This is a genomic window from Amycolatopsis sp. M39 (assembly GCF_001651785.1).
GTDB lineage: Bacteria > Actinomycetota > Actinomycetes > Mycobacteriales > Pseudonocardiaceae > Amycolatopsis > Amycolatopsis rubida.
In genome coordinates this window covers 1-18090 of record NZ_LWSF01000011.1, presented here as the reverse complement: position 1 = coordinate 18090, position 18090 = coordinate 1, and the positions used below count along the sequence as shown (strand labels likewise).

Below are 18090 nucleotides of genomic sequence, written 5' to 3'. Positions count from 1 at the left end.
TCCCTCGGAACACTAAGTGGTGGGGCCCGCCGTTTCGTGTCCGCTACGATACGGCGGGGCCCGCCACTTAGCAAACCCGGAGGTCACGCCATGTCCGGCCAGCAGCGCGCGGACGCGCGGCGCAACTACGCGCGAATTCTCGAGGTGGCCGGGGCGGAGGTCGCCGCGCACGGGGCGAACGCGTCGCTGGAACAGATCGCGCGCACCGCCGGAGTCGGCTCCGCGACCGTGCGACGGCACTTCCCCACACGGCACGCGCTGCTGGAAGCCGTTTCGCAGGACCGGATCGCGCTGCTGGCCGCGCGCGCTCAAGAACTGGCCGGAGAAGCCGACAGCCGCCGAGCCCTCCTGGAATGGCTGGACGACGTGGTCAGCTACTGCGTGACCGCACGCGGCCTCGCGGCCGCCCTGGCGTACGACACGCCGGATCCGGTGCACGGAAACTCCTGCTCGACGACCCTGGAGGAATCCGCAGCGCCGCTAGTGGCCCGCGCCGCCCGCGACGGGGCCGTCTCGCCGGATGTGACGGTCGGCGACCTGATCGCGTTGATCGTCGGCATCACTCTGACGACCGAACGCCATCCGGAACCGGCCGCCGAGGCCAGCCGGCTGTTCCGGATCGCGGTGGCGGGAATCAGCCCGCGGCCGGGTCGAGGCTGACGGCCAGCCGGTCCGCGACAGTGCGCGGCTCGCGCCGGAGAAGCTCCGCCAGCGCGGTGCCGGACTCGGCGAAATAACCAGCACGGGAGGCCTGATACCAGGTCAGCATCAGGCGGGTCAGTTGCTCCGGGACGCCGAGCGCGACCTGGTCGGCAACCCACTGTTCGTCGTCCACGACAACACGTTTGACGCTCCGGCCGGTGAGCCTCGAAGCGATCTCGGCGAAATCGTCGAAGGTGACAGCGGCCGGAGCGGCGAGCGTGACGGGGCCGTCGAAGGCACCGGTGCCAGCGAGGACGAGCGCGGTGGCCTCGGCGATGTCGGCACGATCGGTGTACGGGACGGGCCCGTCTTCCGGCTGAGCGATCTCGCCGGTCCGCTGCCACGGGCCGAGCACATGGCCGAGCGGGCCGTAGGCGCCGTTGCGCAGTGCGGTCCAGGCAACTCCGGAGCCGGCGAGGATCGCCTCGGTGGCGATGTGGATGTCCGACGGCCGGTACGGGTTGCCGGGTACGGCTCCGTGCTGGCTCGTGTAGACGATCCGCTGGACCCCCGCCGCCACGGCCGCGCCGACAGCGGCTCGGTGCAGGCTGGCCAGGTCGGCAGCCGGGTCGTTGCCGGACACCAGAAGGACCTGCTCGGCACCGGCGAACGAGTCGCGCAGCGCGGCCGGGTCCTCGTAGGAACCCTGCCGCACGCGCACGCCGCGGTCGGCGAAGTGCCGCGCCTTCGCGGGGTCCCGGACGCTGACGCCGATCCGGTCGGCGGGCACGCGCTTGAGGAGGTGCTCGACGGTGGTGCCGCCCAGCCCGCCGGCAGCGCCGGTGACAACGATCATTTCTTCTCCCGGGTCTAAGTTGACCCCACCGGTCAACTTCTCCTCCCCCGACTTTAGGTAAGCTGACCAAGTGAGTCAACTTACGTCGCGGGGCGACAGCGAGAGGAGGAACGAAGTGCCTTCGAAATCCCGGCTGCGCGCCGACGCCAGGCGCAATTCCGAGCAGATCCGCTCCGCCGCGATCGGAGCCTTCCAAGGCCGCGGCCTGACGGTCCCCCTGGAGGAGGTCGCGCGAGCGGCGGGAGTCAGCAAGGCCACGATCTTCAACCGGTTCGGCGGCCGGATCGGTCTCATCGAGGCTGTCATCGAAGAGGTCGTCGCGACGGAACTGTTCGCCGTCATCGACCGTATGCGGACCATCGACGACCCCGGCGAGCAGATCACTTACTACCTCACCGCGCTGCGCGACCTCCAATACCGCCAGCCCGCCGTCAACGACGTCCTGCTGCGGATCTATCCGCACTCGCCGCAGCTGATGGAGATCTGCCGCGTCGGGAGCGCGGCGAACGACGAACTCGTCGCGGCCGCGCGGGCCGCAGGCGTGGTGCGGCCGGAGTTCACCGCAGGCGACCTCCACGCGCTCGTCGCCGACAACGCCCTCGCCCTCAAACACGGCGAACGTCCTGCCCGGGACGCCTACGACCGTCGCACCGCTTACCTGCTGGACGGCATCCGCCGGTAACTGCCCGCGGAAAACCTAGCGCCGCCCCGCCGCCGCGTCCACCCCGGCAAGCAGCAACTCCAGCCCGAACTGGAACCGCTCCTCGAAATCGAGCATGGACTCCACCGGCCCCGCCTCCAGGTGCACGTACTTCCGCGTCCCCAGCACGCTCTTCAGCGCCTCGACCTCGTCCCCGGTCGCGCCCTGTTCCTCAAGCGCTTCGCCGAGCACGTAGCAAAAAACCGCACTCGTCGCCCAGATCGCCCGCTTCCGCGGCAACCCCGACCCCAGCAGGCCGCCGAGCAGACTGTCCACAAAGGTCAGATTGCTGCGCTTCGCCGCGTAGTTCCCGCCGACGATCCGCGCCCCGTCCCGGTGCGCGAGCAGGGCCGTGCGCAATCCCGCGGCCATGCTCCGCACGCGAGTTTTCCAGTCGCCGCCCGGCGCGGGCAACTCCGAGACAGCCCCGGCGAGGATCGCCTCGGCCATCTCGTCGATCAGCGCGTCCTTGCCGTCGAACAGGCGGTAGATCGCGGGCAGGTGCAGCCCCATCCGGTCGGCCAGCTGGCGCATGGTGAGCGCTTCCAGCCCGCCCGCGTCGACCAGGTCCAGCGCCTCGGCCACCGCCCGCTCGGCGCGCGTCGCGGCGATTCCCGCCCGTTTCGTGTCGGTTGACATGTTAACGATGTTACCAATATCCTCGGCGAGGCGGCAAGTAACATCGTTAACAAAAGGAGGGACCGATGCCCCCGAATGCCGGAACCGCCGGGCAGCTGGACGTCTTCGTCCGGCAGCTGCGCTGGGAAGCCGACGGCGTCGTCTCGCTTGACCTGGCGGCTGCCACCGGGAAACCGCTGCCGAGCTGGGAGCCCGGCGCGCACATCGACCTCGTGCTGCCGAACGGCGTCGAGCGGCAGTACTCGCTCTGCGGTCCGCCCGGCGAACGCGCGTACTACCGGATCGGCGTCCGCCGGGAACGCACGAGCCGCGGCGGCTCGGAATACGTGCACGCATTTCTCCGGCCCGGCCAGCGCGTCGCGATCAAAGGCCCGCGGAACAATTTCGGCTTCCACCCCGCCGCGTCGTACGTCTTCGTGGCGGGCGGCATCGGCATCACCCCGATCCTGCCGATGGTCCGCACCGCGGCCGCCCAGTGCGCCGACTGGCAGCTGTACTTCGGCGGCCGCACCAGCACGTCGATGCCGTTCCTCGACGAACTCCGCGGCTACGGCGGCCGCGTGCACTGCCACCCGTCGGACACCATCGGCCGGATTTCGTTGTCCGCGCTGGATAAGCCCGTCGAAGCGGGCGCGAAGGTCTACGCCTGCGGACCGGCTTCCCTGCTGGCCGATTTGGACACCGCGGCGGCGAGCTGGCCCGCGGAAGCACTGCGCCTGGAACGCTTCAAAGCCCCGCAGGCTCCTCCCGCGGAAAACCAGCCGATCGAGGTCGAATGCGCGGCCTCGAAGAAAACCGTGTCCGTCGGCGCCGGCGAAAGCATCGTCAGCGCACTCGAAAAGGCCGGCATCCGCCCGGCGACCTCGTGCCGGTCCGGAATCTGCGGTTCGTGCGAGACCAAGGTGCTCGACGGCGTCCCCGACCACCGCGACGGCATCCTTTCCCCGAGCGAACAAGCGGCAGGCGACAGGATGTTCGTCTGCGTGTCCCGTGCCCGCACCCCACGCCTCGTCCTCGACCTGTGACGGGAGAGAGCATGCCCACCGCGGCCGACGCCTACACCCCGATCACCATGGCGCGCATCCGGGAGATCATCGGTTTCCCGGACCAGTTCATCGCCGAGAAAAAAGAGCCGCAGCTCGGCGAATTCGCCATGCGGTTCATCGCGCACAGCCCGTTCTTCTGCGCCGCCACCTCCGGCGCGGACGGCCTGATGGACGTCAGCCCGAAAGGCGACCCGCCCGGTTCGGTGCGGATCCTCGACCCGTGGACGCTCGCCATCCCCGACCGTCCCGGCAACAAACTCGCCGACACCTTCGAGAACGTCACCGCCACCTCGTCGATCGGGCTCGTCTTCTTCGTGCCCGGCCTGCGCGAGGTGATCCGGGTCAACGGCGACGCCTTCGTCACCGACGACCCGGAACTGCTGAGCATGCTCAGCGCGGACAGCAAACCCGCGGTGCTCGCGACGGTCGTCCGCGTGCGCGAAGTGTTCGGGCAGTGCGGAAAAGCCGTCATCCGGGCGAAACTGTGGGAGGGCGACACGCGCGGACTCGCCGAAGCGGCGACCCTCGGCGGCGACTTCTACACGCTCTCCATCGCCGAACAGGCGCAGAAGATCAACAACAGCCTCGGCGACCTCGTCAACGGCGGCCTGTACGACGTGGTCGACGAAAACTACCGGACCGAACTGTTCTAGAAACTCCGTTGCTCCCGCCGCGAAGCCCTGCCTAGTATCCGTTTCGTGCGATCCCGACCGGCCTTCCCCACCGACCACACCATCACCCGCGCACTCGCCGAGCATTGGCAGCCCGTCACCGAGATCGCCTACCTTCCTTGGGGTTTCGGCGCGCACCACTGGCGCGCCGACTCCCTGTTCGTCACGCTGGACCAGCTCGAACCCCGGCACACCGCGGCGTCGCTGGAAAGCACCTACGCGAGCGCCGCAGAACTGGCCGCCGCCGGGCTGGCGTTCGTCTGCGCCCCGATGCCGACGCGGTCCGGCCGCTTCACCGTCGGCACCGGAGCCGGCGCGCTCAGCGTCACCCCGATGCTGGACGGCCGCAGCCCCGCGGAAGACGAGGTCGACAAACCGGCAATCCTCGCCGCGCTCGACGCCCTGCACCGCACCCCGCCGCCCGCCGGACTGCGCGCGTGGGCACCGCAGGTCGGCCCGGGCTTCGCCGCCGAACTGCGGGCCCGCACCGCCGAACCCTGGCCGTCCGGCCCGCTGGCCGAAGAAGCCCGCACCGCCCTCGCTTCCCGCGGCGACGCGATCGACCGCTGGAACGACCGCTACCTCGAACTGGCCGCTTCAGCCGCCTCCCGGCGCGGCTCCTGGGTCCCCACCCACGGCGAACCCCACAACGACAACCAGGTCGTCACGCCCGACGGCCTGCGCCTGGTCGACTGGGAAACCCTCGCCGTCGCCCCGCGCGAACGCGACTACGCCGACCTGCCCGGCGCTCCGGGTCTGGACCCGGAAATGACCGAACTGTTCGCCCTCGACTGGCGGCTTTCCGAACTGCGCGAGTACGCGGACTGGTTTTCCGCGCCGCACACCGGGAATGAGGACGACGTCATCGCACTGGAAGGCCTGCGCGAGGAACTGGGGCTTGCCTGACCGAGGTCCCGGCTGGCAGCGGGGCTGCGAAAACTCCCCCGCGTGCCCAATTTGCTGACCGCGGAAGCGCCTGCCCGGCCCGGCGAGCGAGGGCCCCTCAGCGCGCCCAGGTCAGCTGACGCGAGTCGCGGCATCCGGCTGCCGCAACCCCGGGCGTCGACCCAGCGCCCGCCGTCGAGGCGACCGGCGGCGGCCAGCCGGTCAAGCTGGCCAGGCGGAGAAAACCCGCGGCCGTCCCCGCCGGTCTCCCGCTGTCCGCGAACAGGCAGATCTGCCGCGTGAGCGTCCGTTCGCAGCGCACAATCGGGCGACGCGGGATGGCCCCGAACCCGTTCGCCGCCTGGGTCGCCAGTTCTTCCGGATCGCCGGTCGCAGTGCGCGACGGGATCGGCCAGCGGAAGGTCCTCGTCAGGCGGATCCGATCGGCTGCCGAGCGGGCAGGTGCGCCATTCGTCCGTCGCAGTCAAAAACATCCCAGCGGGACGGCTAAGCATGCAGTAATTCGGGCACGAAAATATCCTCCGCCTTCATCAGCCTCTTCGACAATCCCTGCTCGAAGTGCCACCGCAAGAACGCCTCCAGCGACAGCCGGTTCTTCTCAATCCCGTACGGCCACCAATCCTCCCCGAACAGCCGGCGGTTCTCGTCGTACAACGCACTGAACCACGGCAGCATCCCAGCCTCGCCCATATGATTGAAAACGCGGCCACGCCGGTAATCCGCCATCGCGACTTCCTTCGCTTCGACAAACCCCCGATACAACCGCTCCGCCAACCCTGGCTGCTCCGCCAGCAGATCCCGCCGGACGACCACCGTGTGCATGATCGGCCGGATCCCGGTGCGCCGGTAATACTCGCGCTCCACATTCGGATAATCCGGGAACAGCTGCGCCACCTCCGGCGAATCCTCTCGAATGCCGCGCGGCGGATCCGCGGAGACAAAGGCGTCGATCTCCCCGCTCTCCAGCATCGGCCCGAGCGCTTTCCCCGCCGGAGCCTGCCGCACCCGCACCTGCACGGGATGCAGGCGCGGAACGAAATCGAACCACTCCATCGGCCAGTCGAATCCGCCGATCACCCACCGGCTTTGTTCCGGTCGCACGCCGTATTCGTCGGACAGCATGCCTTTCGCGACCACGCCCGCGTCGTGCCCGTAGGTCGCGAACTCGCCGATCGTCTTGCCGATCAGGTCGCGCGGCGCCCGGATGCCGCTGCGGGCGTTGACGTAGATCGCCGAATGCCGGAACTGCCGGTTCGGGAACACCGGCAGCGCGACGAACGGCGGATCCGGCAGATCCAGGGTGCGCAGGTAGAACGTAAGCCCCAGTTCGGCGACAGCGAACTCCCTGCCCCGCACCATCCGCTCGAACAGGTCCGAGACGATGCCGGCGGTATGCAGGGTCGCGTCGACGCCCTCGAAGCGGACGCGGCCGTCGAACAGCGGGCGGGTGTTGTCGTAGCGGTACAGGCCGAAGTCCAGCCGCAGGTCAGGCATCCCGTTCCCCTCTCCGTCCCGGACAATACTAAACGCGTTTACTATCTGCGGGCAACCGCTACGATGCCTCCCGATGGACAAGGACGCGCTCGCCGAACTCTTCGCCACCGTCTCGCTCGGCGCCCCCGAGAACGCGGTGGGGTTCGTCATGTGGCGCGTCGTGCACCGCTACGTCCGCGAGGTCGACCAAGCCCTCGCCCCGCTCGATCTGACACATCTGCAGTTCCAGACACTCGCGCTCGCCGGCTGGCTCAACCGCACCGGCGGGCCGGTGACCCAATCCGGTCTCGCGGCGTCCGGCGACATCCACCCGATGCAGGTGTCGCAGATCCTGAAAACACTGGAACGCAAGGGATTCGTCGCCCGCGCGCGCAGTGCCGAGGACGTCCGCGCCAAACGCGTCGAGGTCACCGATTCCGGCGGAGCCGCCCTGCGCGCCGCGCTGCCGCTCCTGATCGAGGTGCAGCACCGGATCTTCGGCGACGAGGGCCTGCCGGGCGGAAGCCTGCTGAATACTCTGCTGCGCCTGGACAATTCCTGACCAGGCCACTTGCCGCGCTGCTACGGTGGAAACGCACCTGTCTCGGGGAGGGACGATGCTGGGAGCTTTCACCGACCGCAAAGCACAAGAACGCTACTTCGCCGTCTACGCGGAGGTCCTGCGAAAGTGGCCGGTCCCGGCCGAGGAACTGGACATCCCCACGAAGTTCGGCCCCACGCGCGTCCGGCGCAGCGGCCCTGAACACGGCAGCCCGATCGTGCTGCTGCACGGCGTCATGGGCTCGTCGTTGTCCTGGTACCCGCACCTCGCCGAACTGGCCGCGCACCACCCGGTCTACGCCGTCGACTCGATCGGCGAACCGGGCCACTCGGTCGAGACCGCCTCCGCGAGCACCGACGACGACCTCGCCGAATGGCTCTCCGAAGTCCTCGCCGCTCTCGGCCAGGAGAAGGCCTACCTGGCCGGGGTTTCGCGCGGCGGGTACCTGGCGCTGAACCTCGCGACCCGCTCCGCCGACCGGATCGCGGGCGTCATCGGCCTGGAACCGGCCGGATTCGCGGAGATCAACGTCCCGAAGTTCCTCCTCTGGAGCCTCCGGGAGATCTGCCTGTGGCTGCTGCCCTCCGCGATCCAGCGCCGGATCGTCGCCGGCGACCCGGCTGTGCGGCGCACCTTGCGGCCCCTGCTGTTCGCCAGCATGAAATACCAGGCGCGCCTGCCGCCGCAGCACGTCTTCACCGACGACGACCTCCGCGCGATCGAAGTCCCCGTTTGCCTGGTCCTCGGCGAACGCAGCCACATCCACCGCGCACGCGAAGTCGCCGCGCGGGTCGCGAAGCTGAATCCCCGTATCAGCACGGAAATCGTGCCGAAAACCTCGCACGCGCTAACGCTTCAGCAGCCCGACCTCATCACCACACTCGTTCTCGATTTCGTCGAAGCAGACCCGGCCTGACGTCAGACCTGCCGCGCCGTCGCCATCGCCCGCTCCGTTTCCCAGAACGCCCGCATCGAAACGACCAGCCCGTCCTCGTTGACCCGGTACACGAACACCCCGTCGGTGTCGACCCGGTAGCCGCCGGGCAGGTACGTCGTGATGGTGCCGACGTTCGCGACCTCCGAACCCGCCGCGTGCGAATCGCGGATCACGAACTCGAACTTCTCGACGTTGCCGATCGTCTTGTCCCAGAACGCGGAAAGACCGGCACGGCCGTGGTGGCCCTTGCCCTCCTCGTCGAACATCGACGGGCCGACCGGGTCCTCGACGACCGCGTCCGGGGCGAACAGCGCGAGCCAGCCGTCCTTGTCCCCCGCGGTCGCCGCCGTCATCGACTTGAACGCCGCTTCCCGCGCGGGCGGCTGCTTCGCCGCGGGGTCCCAGCAGACCTCGACTCCCATGTCACTCCTCGATTTTCGCGATGATCTCGTCGCCGAACCTGCGGATCGCATCGACCTTCGGGCCGAGTTCCGCGTCGAATCCGTGCCCCTCGAACACCCACGGCATGGTGATCGCGTCGGTGACGCCCGCCTCGGCCTGTTCGCGGAACCCGTCGAGGCCGAACCGGTCGACGCACACCGCCTGGAACTCGAACGGGTCGTCGGCGCGCCCGCGCTCGGCGAGCAGGTCCTTGAGCTTGCCGATGGTCTCGCGCAGCTGGTCGAGCGTCATCATCGCGGACGACCAGCCGTCCGCCACGCGCGCGGCCCGGCGCAGCGCGACGTCGGTGTGCCCGCCGATGTAGAACGGCACGCGCGACGGCGGCGCCGGGCTCATCTTGAGCTTCTCGAAGTCGAAGAACTCGCCGTGGAATTCGACCATTTCGCCGCTGAGGATCAGCCGCAGCACCTCGATGGCCTCGTCGAACCGTTTGCCGCGCCGCTGATACGGCGCGCCGCACCATTCGAATTCCTCCGGCGACCAGCCGATCCCCAGCCCGAGGCCGAACCGCCCGCCGGTCAGCGCGGCGACCGAGTTGACCTGCCGGGCGAGCAGCACCGGATTGCGCGAGCCGAGTTTCAGCACCGACGTGTAGAACTGGATCCGCTCGGTCACCGCGCCCATCGAGGCGGTCGCGACCAGCGGATCGGCCCAGGGCGTGTTCTCGTCCCAGAACCGGCTGCCGTCGGGGGTGTAGGGATAGTCGGCGGACACTTTCTCGGAATAGAAGAGCGAATCGGGCAGCACGATCGAGGAGAACCCGGCCTCCTCGGCGGCGCGGGCCAGCCCGGTNAGCCCGGTCAGCTGGTCGAGCGGGCTCATCGCGATCGACAAGGAGAATTTCATGCCGCGGACTATAACGTGTTCTAGTTTTATCGGCCACCGCTCGATCGGAGGCGCCGCCGGGAACTCTCCGCGCACAGTCCGCGTTGTCCGTTTCAGAGACGGCTGCCCGGCCGTCGCGCAGATCGAGACACGGAGTGACCCATGGGCACCGCGATCCTCCTGATCGTGCTGGTCGTCGTCATCGTCGGAGGCGGGTTGTACCTGTCCAGGAAGCAGGCCGCGACCAGGCAGAGCCAGCTCGACGACGCGAAGGCCGACGCGCGCCGCCTCGTCGAACGCCTCGGCGGCCAGGTCCTCAGCATCACCGGCACGGACACCGCCTCCCAGCAGGCGATGGCCGACGCGAGCGAGCGCTACAACGCCGCCGGTTCGCAGCTGGAGCAGGCCAAGACGGTCGAACAGGCCCGGCTGGTGAAGGAAACCGCCGTCGAGGGCCTGTACTACGTGCGCGCCGCGCGCGTGGCGATGGGCATGGACCCCGGCCCGGCACTGCCGGACGAGGCCGAACGCGAACGCGCGGGCAAGGTCACCGAACACCGCGAGGTGGACGTCGAAGGCCAGCGCTACGCCGCCTCGCCCGACCCCGGCCAGGACACGCCGTACTACTACCCCGGCGGCCGCGTCGCGGGACGCCCGGTGCCGCAAGGCTGGTACAGCGAGCCGTGGTGGAAGCCCGCGCTCGTGGCGGGCGCGTGGGGCCTCGGCTCGATGTTCCTGTTCAGCGCCATGTTCTCCGGCATGGGCGGCATCGCCAGCGCCTCGGCCTGGGAATCCGGCTACGACGCGGGCCAGGCGGACGCCTTGGACACCGGCGGCATGGACGGAGCGGACGGCGGCTTCGACGGCGGAGGCTTTGACGGCGGCGGGTTCGACGGAAGCCAGGACTTCGGCGGCGGTTTCGACGGCGGAGGCTTCGATGGCGGAGGGTTCGACGGCGGCGGCTTCGACTTCTGACCGGCGACCCCCCGGTGAAGGCCCCGTGGCAGGCTTGCCGCGGGGCCTTCGTCCTGCCCTCTCGCGGACGAGCCTCGGCTGCCGCGTACTAGACCGGACGAATGTGCTCTCGACCGGACCTTCGCCCGTGAGGGCCGCAGTGCCGACGGCGTGCGGGGCCCTTCCCGCCGCCGGGCCCGGTCCGGCGCTGTGGAAGTCCGGCTAGGGCTCTTGAGGGAATTAGGTTCCTTCAAAGAGCCCTTCACGGACTTCTGCGGGGCTCATCGCGGGCCCAGCCAGTGCTGCGCATCGCCGCGGTGCCCCGGACGAAAGCTGCTGAGCGACCCAATGAGGTTTCGTGCGCGGCCGCAGGACTCTCTCCGCTCCCCCGCTGAGGTCCGTGAGGGGAACCCTGAGGGAATCAGAGTCCATGAGGGTGTCCCTCACGAACGTCCGCACTGGGTGGACCGGGCCCATCGACCAGGGACAACGTCGCGCACGCTCGCCACTTCGCCCACTGCTGAGAAAACCCCGATGTGGCATTGGCTGCGTGCAGCGCAACCGATGTGGCATTCGGTGCGTGCGATGCACCTGATGCCACGTTGGGGCGCGGCGACCCGCCCTCGGCGAACCCGGCTCAAGCGCGCGAGGCCAGCTCCGCCGTGCTCAAGCAGGCTGGCAGGTAGGGCACCAATAAAGATTCCGCGCGGCCAATTCCTTCTGCGCCACCGGCGTCCCGCACACCAAACACGGCATCCCGGCCCGCCGGTAGACGTAAACCTCGCCCCCGTGCCGATCCTCCCGGGGAGCCCGCCCCATCGCCGCGGGCAGATGCTCGGGCGCGACCGTGTCGATCCGCCCGGCCCGGACCCCGGCGCGCATCAGCGTCACCAGGTCCGCCCACAGGTCCGCCCACAGCGCCCGATCGAGCGAACGCCCCGGAATCATCGGCGAAATCCCGTGCCGGAACAGCACTTCCGCGCGATAGACGTTCCCGACTCCGGCCAGCACAGCCTGATCCATCAGCAACGCGGCGATCGTCGTGCGAGAGCGCGAAATCCGCTCCCACGCCCGGTCCGGCTTCGCGTCGCGGCGCAGCGGGTCCGGACCGAGGCGGGCCTTGATCGCGTCGACCTGCGCCGGATCCAGCAGTTCGCACCGGGTCGGGCCGCGCAGATCAGTCCAGTGGGTGCGGCCGACGAGCCGCATCCGCACCTGGCCGACCGGCTCGGTCTCCGGCAGCTCCGCCTCGCCGAACGTGCCGTACAGACCTAAGTGGACATGGACTGTCCCCGCCGGACCGTAGTTGTGGAACAGGTGCTTCCCGTACGCCTCAGCGGAAACGAGCACCTGCCCGTCGAGTTTCTCCGCCTCCGCGGCGAACCGGCCCTGCGGGCTGCTGAGCCCGACCGGTCCGCCGGCGTACCGGCGTTGGTGGAGACGGGCCAGCCGATGGAGCGTGTGCCCCTCGGGCATCAGGCCTCCGGCAGGGCGGGCGGGGTGCCGGTGCGCTCGTAGTCGAGCAGCTGGCGCACGCGCCGCGCGTGGCGTTCGTCCGGGTCGACCGGCGTGGCCAGGAACGCGTCGACGATCTCGGTCGCCTGCTCCTCCGAGTGCATGCGGGCACCGACGCCCAGCACCTGGGCGTGGTTGTGCTGCCGGGTCAGCTGCGCGGTTTCGACGCTCCAGCCGAGCCCGGCGCGGATGCCCGGCACCTTGTTGGCGGCGATCTGCTCGCCGTTGCCGGACCCGCCGATGACGATCCCGAGGCTGCCCTCGTCGGCGGCCACGCGACGCGCGGTTTCGACGCAGAACGCCGGGTAGTCGTCGGCCGCGTCGTAGACGAACGGGCCGATGTCGGTCACCTCGTGCCCCTGTTCGCCGAGGTGGCGGACAAGGTGGTTCTTCAGCTCGAAACCGGCATGGTCGGATCCCAAGTAGACGCGCACAGCGGGAGTGTGCCATCTCGCCGCCGACCCGGCATGCTCCGGGGGTGGACATCGCAGCGCAGCACGGCGCGGACGTGCGACTCGAATGGGGCGCCGAAGGCGTCGGAATCCTCGGCCGGGAATGCGCCGTGCTGATCATCGTGGACGTGCTTTCCTTCAGCACCACAACGGATCTCGTCGTCAGCCGCGGCGGCCGCGTGCTGCCGGTGCGGTGGCGCGACGAACGCGGGATCGCCGAGGCGCGCGGAGCGGGCGCAGTGGTCGCGGGCGAAGGGGAATGGACGCTCCGGCCGTCTTCTGTGACGGAGATCCCGTCCGGCACTCTGCTCGCTCTCCCCTCCCCCAATGGTGCGACGCTCTGCGCGGCCGCGGCGAAAACCGGCGCGCACGTATTGGCCGGTTGCCTGCGGAATGCGTCAGCGACCGCCGCGAAAGCCGAAGAAATCGCCGCCGGGCAGCCGATCGGCGTCATTCCCGCCGGGGAACGCTGGGGTGTGGACATGTTCGGAGAAGGCGCGGAATCCGGTCCGCTGCGGCCGTGCGTCGAGGACCAGCTCGGCGCGGGCGCGATCGTCAGTGCGCTGACCGGCTCGCGGTCCGCCGAAGCCGCGCTCTCGGCGGCTGCCTGCGCGGCCACCGACGTACCGGCCGCGCTGCGCGGCTGCACCTCCGGCCGGGAACTCGCCGCGACCGGCCACGGAACCGACGTAATTCTCGCCGCGCAGCACGACGTCAGCGATAGCGTGGCGAGGCTGTCACGCGGAATTCTGGAGGGGCCATGAGCTGGACCGAGGTGGCCGACCGGGTTTTCGCCCGCCGGTACGACGAGCTGGACCTCACCACCGGCTTGGTGCTCGGCCAGGAGCAATGCCTGGTGATCGACACTCGCGGCGACGTCGACCAGGGCGCCGAATTCGCCGCCGCGGTCCGCGAGCTGACCGAGCTGCCGTGGTCGGTCGTCTACACGCACGCGCATTTCGACCACGCCTTCGGCACCACGCCGTTCCTGCCGTGCGACGTCTGGGCCCACCCCGGCTGCCTGCGCGCGATGCTGAAGAACGGCGAAGCGGACAAACAAACCTGGGCCGCCCATTACCGCGAAGAGGGCAAGCCCGAAATCGCCGGCGCCATCGAGCGCACCGGGCTCATGCCGCCGGACCGGCTGGTCGAGGACCGCGCCGAACTCGACCTCGGCGGCCGCACCGTCACCCTCGTGCACCCGGGCCCCGCGCACACCGACCACGACCTTCTGGCGCACGTGCCGGACGCCGAAGTCGTCTTCGCGGGCGACGTCGTGGAGCACGGCCCGCACGGCTTCACCGCGTACTCATTCGGCCCGGACGACCAGCTCGACGCGTGGGCCGCGGCGATGGACGCGCTGCTCGCGCTCGAACCGCGCGTCGTGGTGCCCGGGCACGGCGACCCGGTGGATGCGGCGTTCGTGCGGACACATCGGGGTGGGCTGCTGCGCCTGCATGAGCTGAAGGCGCGCGGGGCGTCGCGTGAGGAGGCGTTGCGAAGCTCGCCGTATCCGGAAGAAGTCACCAGGGCGGCGCTGGGGTTCTCGTGAGTGTTTATGCCGGTTAGAACCGGCATAAACACCCACGACGGGTCAGTCGAAGTTCAGCTCGCCGGTCCGGGTGCGCTTCAGCTCGAAGAAGTCCGGGTAGCTGGCCAGCGCGACCGCGCCGTCGAACACCTTCAGCGCGTCCTCGCCCCGCGGGATCGACGACAGCACCGGGCCGAAGAACGCGCTCCCGTTGACGTGGATGGTCGGCGTGCCGACGTCCATGCCGACCGGGTCCATGCCCTCGTGGTGGCTCTTGCGCAGCGCCTCGTCGTACTCGGTCGATTCGCCCGCCTCGGCGAGTTCGGCCGGGGCGCCGATCGCGGCCAGCGCCTCCTTGATGACGAGCTTGCGGTCCTCGTTGTGCTGGTTGTGGTAGCGAGTGCCGAACTCGGTGTAGAAGTCGCGCACGGCTTCCTGGCCCCGGGTCTGCGCCAGCGCGGTCGCGACGCGGACCGGAGCCCAGCCCTCGCTCAGCAGCTCCTGGTACCGCTCGGGCAGGTCTTCGCGGCCTTCGTTCAGCACCGAAAGGCTCATCACCCGGAAGGTCAGGTCCAGCTCGCGGTGCTTCTCGACTTCCAGGATCCACCGCGACGAGATCCACGCGAACGGGCAGATCGGGTCGAAGTAGAAGTCCACCGTGGTGGGCTGGGACGAGTCAGTCATTTTTCACGGGCTCCTCGCCGAGGCTGCTCCCCGGCGCGCGCCGAGGGCGGGGCGAACCCCCGCACTGCGAGGCAACGCGGCGGCCCCTCCGCATTGTTCCCTGGTCGCCCCTTCCGGGCGCGTCATGATTGGATGCTGAACGTCGTGCCCACCGGATCCGAAGACCAGAGGTGCCCGTGCCCGCCCCCAACCTGACGCGTGACGAAGCCAAGCAGCGCTCCGGCCTGCTGGACGTGTCGTCCTACGACATCGAGCTGGACCTGACCGACGGCAGCGGCCGTCCCGGGGAGAAGACGTTCCGCTCCACCGCCACGGTGCGGTTCTCCAGCAGCCGTCCCGGCGAAGCGTCGTGGATCGACCTCGTCGCCGAAGGCGTCCGCTCCGCCGTGCTGAACGGCACTGAGCTCGACGTCAGCGGCTACGTCGAGGAAAAGGGCATCGCGCTGCCCGGCCTTGCCGCGGAGAACGAACTCGTCGTCACCGCGGACTGCCGCTACATGAACACCGGCGAGGGCCTGCACCGGTTCGTCGACCCGGTCGACGACGGCGTGTACCTCTACACGCAGTTCGAAACCGCTGACGCAAAACGCATGTTCGCCTGCTTCGACCAGCCGGACCTCAAGTCCGTCTACCGGCTCGCGGTGCACGCCCCGCGCGATTGGAAGGTCGTTTCCAACGCGCTCGTCGAAAGCGCCGAGGACACCGAGGACGGCGCGCGCCGCACGCAGTTCGCCGAATCCGAGCGCATCTCCACCTACCTGGTGGCGCTCGTCGCGGGCCCGTACGCGGAATGGACCGACGAGTTCCGCGACGAGCACCGCACCATCCCGCTCGGCATCTACTGCCGCGCGTCGCTCGCCGAGCACATGGACGCGGAGCGGCTGTTCGTCGAAACCAAGCAGGGTTTCGCCTTCTACCACGAGAAGTTCGGCACCCCGTACCCGTTCTCCAAGTACGACCAGCTGTTCGTGCCGGAGTTCAACGCGGGCGCGATGGAGAACGCCGGCGCGGTCACCTTCCTTGAGGACTACGTCTTCCGCAGCCGCGTCACCCGCTACGCCTACGAGCGGCGCGCCGAGACGCTGCTGCACGAGATGGCGCACATGTGGTTCGGCGACCTGGTCACCATGCGCTGGTGGGACGACCTGTGGCTGAACGAGTCGTTCGCGACCTTCGCGAGCGTGTTCGCCCAGGCCGAGGCGACCGAGTACAAGAACGCCTGGACCAGCTTCGCGAACATCGAGAAGTCCTGGGCCTACCGGCAGGACCAGCTGCCCTCGACGCACCCGATCGCGGCCGACATCGTCGACCTGCACGCGGTCGAGGTCAACTTCGACGGCATCACCTACGCCAAGGGCGCGAGCGTGCTGAAGCAGCTGGTGTCCTACGTGGGCATCGAGCACTTCCTCGACGGCCTGAAGGTGTACTTCGGCAAGCACGCGTGGGGCAACGCCACGCTGGCCGACCTGCTGGCGGCGCTGGAAGAGGCCTCCGGCCGCGACCTGTCGTGGTGGAGCGCGGAATGGCTGGAGACCACCGGCCTCAACTCGCTCAGCCCGCGCTACGAGATCGCCGCCGACGGCACCTTCGCGTCGTTCGCCGTCGTGCAGACCGGCGCGAAGCCGGGTGCCGGCGAACTGCGCACGCACCGCGTCGCGGTCGGCGTGTACGACGAGGACGGCGACGGCAAGATCGTCCGCACCCGCCGCGTCGAACTGGACGTCACCGGCGAGCGCACCGAGGTCCCGGACCTGGCCGGCCAGGCCGCGGGCAAGCTCGTGCTGGTCAACGACGACGACCTGACCTACTGCCGGATGCGGCTGGACCCGGCGTCGCTGACCACGCTGATCGACCGGATCGGCGACATCACCGAATCGCTGCCGCGCACGCTGTGCTGGTCGGCGGCCTGGGAGATGACGCGCGAGGCCGAACTGAAGGCTCGCGACTTCGTGACGCTGGTGGCGCGCGGGATTCACGCCGAGAGCGAGGTCGGCGTGGTACAGCGGTTGCTGCTGCAGGCGCAGACTGCGCTCAACTCTTATGCGGACCAGAAGTGGGCCGCTGCGGAGGGGTGGCCTGCGTTGAGCGGGCGGTTGCTGGAGCTGGCCCGGACCGCGGAGGCCGGGTCGGACCACCAGCTGGCGTTTGTGAACTCGCTGGCCGGTGGCGTGCTGAGCGAGGAGATTCTGGCGGAGATCGCTGGGTGGCTGGACGGGTCCGCGCCGTTGCCGGGGCTGACCGTCGACACCGATCTGCGCTGGCGATTGCTGCAGGCGTTGGTGGCACACGGCAAGGCCGGCGAGTCTGAGATCAATGCCGAACAGCAGCGCGACGACACTGCTGCCGGGCGGCGTCACGCGGAGCGTTCGCGCGCACTGCAGCCGACTGCTGAGGCCAAGGCTGATACCTGGCAGCGGGCTATTTACGATGACGAGATCCCGAATGCCGTCAGTGATGCGTTGATTTCTGGGTTCTCGCATCCGGGGCAGAAGCATTTGCTCGGGGAGTACATCGAGCGGTACTTCGAGGTTATCGACGATGTTTGGGCCCGGCGGTCCAGCGAGCGGGCGCAGCCTACGGCGATCGGGTTGTATCCGTCGTGGGCGGTTGAGCCTGCGACGGTGAATGCTTCGGATGAATGGCTCGAAGGGGATCACCCGGCCGCGTTGCGGCGGCTGGTCTCTGAGGGGCGGGCGGGGATTGTCCGGGCGTTGGCTGCTCGGGACTTTGACAGTCAGGCCTGAGTTGGTGCTTCGGCCATCGGCTGCGGTTTTGTTCGTGGTCGCTGGTTGCGTGGAGCACCCCGAAGCTTGAGTGTGCTGACGGTTCGGGGGTGCTTGCCCAGGCGGGAAAGATGCCTTGACAAGCACCCCCGAACCGCAGAGAGGCTTCGTATCGGGGCNTGCTTGTCAAGGCGGGAAAGATGCCTTGACAAGCACCCCCGAACCGCAGAGAGGCTTCGTATCGGGGCGCAGGGCCAGGGCTGGGCGCCTCGACGGTCGGGCGCACCGGCTGCGGTTCCCGGGCGGGGGCTGGTGCCCTGATGTGACGTTCGGTGCGTCCCACGCACCCAATGCCACATTGAGGCGGCATCCCCGGCGGCCGCGGCCCAGGCCGGGCGGGTGGTCCATGAAGCGCCCCTTGGGGGAACCCAAGTACGTGACGGTGCCCCTCACGCACGGCGGCGGGTCGTGAGGGGAACCCTGAGCTTAAGTTTTAACCTTTGGTGTCCGTT

19 protein-coding genes are annotated in these 18090 nt (G+C 69.3%); 11 read left to right on the top strand and 8 right to left on the bottom strand.

Going from position 1 to position 18090, the window contains the following annotated elements:
- Positions 1 to 90: 90 nt before the first annotated feature.
- Positions 91 to 660: a TetR/AcrR family transcriptional regulator gene (locus A4R44_RS23635; protein ID WP_067584670.1), complete on the top strand. Its 570-nt coding sequence runs from the start codon at positions 91 to 93 to the stop codon at positions 658 to 660.
- Here the strand turns inward: A4R44_RS23635 and A4R44_RS23630 are convergent.
- Positions 635 to 1498 carry an NAD(P)H-binding protein gene (locus A4R44_RS23630; RefSeq protein WP_067584667.1) on the bottom strand — a complete coding sequence of 288 codons (864 nt, stop codon included), beginning with the start codon at positions 1496 to 1498 and terminating at the stop codon, positions 635 to 637. The two genes, A4R44_RS23635 and A4R44_RS23630, sit on opposite strands and share 26 nt — an antisense overlap.
- 115 nt (positions 1499 to 1613) lie before the next feature.
- On the opposite strand from A4R44_RS23630, the gene A4R44_RS23625 reads away from it, so the two are divergent.
- Positions 1614 to 2180, top strand: coding sequence for a TetR/AcrR family transcriptional regulator (locus tag A4R44_RS23625; protein ID WP_093576125.1), 567 nt, complete (start codon positions 1614 to 1616; stop codon positions 2178 to 2180).
- A gap of 15 nt (positions 2181 to 2195) precedes the next feature.
- Here A4R44_RS23625 and A4R44_RS23620 read toward each other — a convergent pair whose 3' ends face one another.
- The gene (locus A4R44_RS23620; protein ID WP_067584659.1) at positions 2196 to 2837 is read right to left on the bottom strand and encodes a TetR/AcrR family transcriptional regulator C-terminal domain-containing protein; all 642 of its coding nucleotides are present in this window, start codon (positions 2835 to 2837) and stop codon (positions 2196 to 2198) included.
- Between the two features lie 65 nt (positions 2838 to 2902).
- Between A4R44_RS23620 and A4R44_RS23615 the strand changes: the two genes are divergently transcribed.
- Genes A4R44_RS23615 through A4R44_RS23605 form a run of 3 tightly spaced genes read left to right on the top strand, consistent with a single transcriptional unit; the run spans position 2903 to position 5460 of the window.
- Positions 2903 to 3862: a PDR/VanB family oxidoreductase gene (locus tag A4R44_RS23615; RefSeq protein ID WP_067584656.1), complete on the top strand. Its 960-nt coding sequence runs from the start codon at positions 2903 to 2905 to the stop codon at positions 3860 to 3862.
- Between the two features lie 11 nt (positions 3863 to 3873).
- Positions 3874 to 4536: an MSMEG_1061 family FMN-dependent PPOX-type flavoprotein gene (locus tag A4R44_RS23610; RefSeq protein ID WP_067584653.1), complete on the top strand. Its 663-nt coding sequence runs from the start codon at positions 3874 to 3876 to the stop codon at positions 4534 to 4536.
- Between the two features lie 45 nt (positions 4537 to 4581).
- The gene (locus A4R44_RS23605) at positions 4582 to 5460 is read left to right on the top strand and encodes a phosphotransferase family protein (RefSeq protein ID WP_095213556.1); all 879 of its coding nucleotides are present in this window, start codon (positions 4582 to 4584) and stop codon (positions 5458 to 5460) included.
- 486 nt (positions 5461 to 5946) lie between these two features.
- Here the strand turns inward: A4R44_RS23605 and A4R44_RS23600 are convergent, their stop codons facing one another.
- Positions 5947 to 6954, bottom strand: a complete 1008-nt coding sequence (locus tag A4R44_RS23600; RefSeq protein ID WP_067584646.1) for a 4,5-dihydroxyphthalate decarboxylase — start codon at positions 6952 to 6954, stop codon at positions 5947 to 5949.
- Positions 6955 to 7027: 73 nt separating this feature from the next.
- Here A4R44_RS23600 and A4R44_RS23595 point away from each other — a divergent pair, with 73 nt between their 5' ends.
- A complete protein-coding gene (locus tag A4R44_RS23595) occupies positions 7028 to 7495 on the top strand; it encodes a MarR family winged helix-turn-helix transcriptional regulator (RefSeq protein WP_067584643.1) in 468 nt (155 codons plus the stop codon).
- 55 nt (positions 7496 to 7550) lie between these two features.
- On the top strand, positions 7551 to 8411 hold the full coding sequence (locus A4R44_RS23590) for an alpha/beta fold hydrolase (RefSeq protein ID WP_067584639.1): 861 nt from the start codon (positions 7551 to 7553) through the stop codon (positions 8409 to 8411).
- A 2-nt stretch (positions 8412 to 8413) separates the two neighbouring features.
- Here A4R44_RS23590 and A4R44_RS23585 read toward each other — a convergent pair whose 3' ends face one another.
- Positions 8414 to 8854: a nuclear transport factor 2 family protein gene (locus A4R44_RS23585; RefSeq protein ID WP_067584636.1), complete on the bottom strand. Its 441-nt coding sequence runs from the start codon at positions 8852 to 8854 to the stop codon at positions 8414 to 8416.
- Position 8855: 1 nt separating this feature from the next.
- The gene (locus A4R44_RS23580; RefSeq protein WP_067584632.1) at positions 8856 to 9740 is read right to left on the bottom strand and encodes a TIGR03619 family F420-dependent LLM class oxidoreductase; all 885 of its coding nucleotides are present in this window, start codon (positions 9738 to 9740) and stop codon (positions 8856 to 8858) included.
- Positions 9741 to 9881: 141 nt separating this feature from the next.
- Between A4R44_RS23580 and A4R44_RS23575 the strand changes: the two genes are divergently transcribed.
- Positions 9882 to 10694 carry a hypothetical protein gene (locus A4R44_RS23575; protein ID WP_067584629.1) on the top strand — a complete coding sequence of 271 codons (813 nt, stop codon included), beginning with the start codon at positions 9882 to 9884 and terminating at the stop codon, positions 10692 to 10694.
- Positions 10695 to 11339: 645 nt separating this feature from the next.
- On the opposite strand, the gene A4R44_RS23570 is transcribed toward A4R44_RS23575, so the two are convergent.
- Positions 11340 to 12149 carry an Fpg/Nei family DNA glycosylase gene (locus A4R44_RS23570; protein WP_067584626.1) on the bottom strand — a complete coding sequence of 270 codons (810 nt, stop codon included), beginning with the start codon at positions 12147 to 12149 and terminating at the stop codon, positions 11340 to 11342.
- Positions 12149 to 12622, bottom strand: a complete 474-nt coding sequence (locus A4R44_RS23565) for a ribose-5-phosphate isomerase (RefSeq protein ID WP_067584623.1) — start codon at positions 12620 to 12622, stop codon at positions 12149 to 12151. The genes A4R44_RS23570 and A4R44_RS23565 overlap by 1 nt, the downstream gene beginning before the upstream one ends.
- A 44-nt stretch (positions 12623 to 12666) precedes the next feature.
- Here A4R44_RS23565 and A4R44_RS23560 point away from each other — a divergent pair, with 44 nt between their 5' ends.
- Together A4R44_RS23560 and A4R44_RS23555 are read left to right on the top strand one after the other, a co-directional pair.
- A complete protein-coding gene (locus tag A4R44_RS23560; RefSeq protein ID WP_067584620.1) occupies positions 12667 to 13404 on the top strand; it encodes a 2-phosphosulfolactate phosphatase in 738 nt (245 codons plus the stop codon).
- Entirely contained in the window at positions 13401 to 14192 is a 792-nt protein-coding gene (locus A4R44_RS23555) for an MBL fold metallo-hydrolase (protein WP_067584617.1), read from the top strand. The genes A4R44_RS23560 and A4R44_RS23555 overlap by 4 nt, the downstream gene beginning before the upstream one ends.
- Before the next feature lie 42 nt (positions 14193 to 14234).
- Here the strand turns inward: A4R44_RS23555 and A4R44_RS23550 are convergent, their stop codons facing one another.
- Positions 14235 to 14855, bottom strand: a complete 621-nt coding sequence (locus A4R44_RS23550; protein ID WP_067584614.1) for a DsbA family protein — start codon at positions 14853 to 14855, stop codon at positions 14235 to 14237.
- A gap of 176 nt (positions 14856 to 15031) precedes the next feature.
- On the opposite strand from A4R44_RS23550, the gene pepN reads away from it, so the two are divergent.
- A complete protein-coding gene (gene pepN / locus A4R44_RS23545) occupies positions 15032 to 17599 on the top strand; it encodes an aminopeptidase N (protein ID WP_067585144.1) in 2568 nt (855 codons plus the stop codon).
- Positions 17600 to 18090 lie beyond the last annotated feature (491 nt).

What these genes read in the sequence shown, in the direction of transcription:
- A4R44_RS23555 (WP_067584617.1), top strand. Translation starts at nt 13,401, where the DNA reads ATGAGCTGGACCGAGGTGGCCGACCGGGTTTTCGCCCGCCGGTACGAC.
- A4R44_RS23635 (WP_067584670.1), top strand. Translation starts at nt 91, where the DNA reads ATGTCCGGCCAGCAGCGCGCGGACGCGCGGCGCAACTACGCGCGAATT.
- A4R44_RS23550 (WP_067584614.1), bottom strand. Translation starts at nt 14,855, where the DNA reads ATGACTGACTCGTCCCAGCCCACCACGGTGGACTTCTACTTCGACCCG.
- A4R44_RS23590 (WP_067584639.1), top strand. Translation starts at nt 7,551, where the DNA reads ATGCTGGGAGCTTTCACCGACCGCAAAGCACAAGAACGCTACTTCGCC.
- A4R44_RS23620 (WP_067584659.1), bottom strand. Translation starts at nt 2,837, where the DNA reads ATGTCAACCGACACGAAACGGGCGGGAATCGCCGCGACGCGCGCCGAG.
- A4R44_RS23610 (WP_067584653.1), top strand. Translation starts at nt 3,874, where the DNA reads ATGCCCACCGCGGCCGACGCCTACACCCCGATCACCATGGCGCGCATC.
- A4R44_RS23585 (WP_067584636.1), bottom strand. Translation starts at nt 8,854, where the DNA reads ATGGGAGTCGAGGTCTGCTGGGACCCCGCGGCGAAGCAGCCGCCCGCG.
- A4R44_RS23615 (WP_067584656.1), top strand. Translation starts at nt 2,903, where the DNA reads ATGCCCCCGAATGCCGGAACCGCCGGGCAGCTGGACGTCTTCGTCCGG.
- A4R44_RS23600 (WP_067584646.1), bottom strand. Translation starts at nt 6,954, where the DNA reads ATGCCTGACCTGCGGCTGGACTTCGGCCTGTACCGCTACGACAACACC.
- A4R44_RS23630 (WP_067584667.1), bottom strand. Translation starts at nt 1,498, where the DNA reads ATGATCGTTGTCACCGGCGCTGCCGGCGGGCTGGGCGGCACCACCGTC.
- A4R44_RS23575 (WP_067584629.1), top strand. Translation starts at nt 9,882, where the DNA reads ATGGGCACCGCGATCCTCCTGATCGTGCTGGTCGTCGTCATCGTCGGA.
- A4R44_RS23595 (WP_067584643.1), top strand. Translation starts at nt 7,028, where the DNA reads ATGGACAAGGACGCGCTCGCCGAACTCTTCGCCACCGTCTCGCTCGGC.
- A4R44_RS23570 (WP_067584626.1), bottom strand. Translation starts at nt 12,149, where the DNA reads ATGCCCGAGGGGCACACGCTCCATCGGCTGGCCCGTCTCCACCAACGC.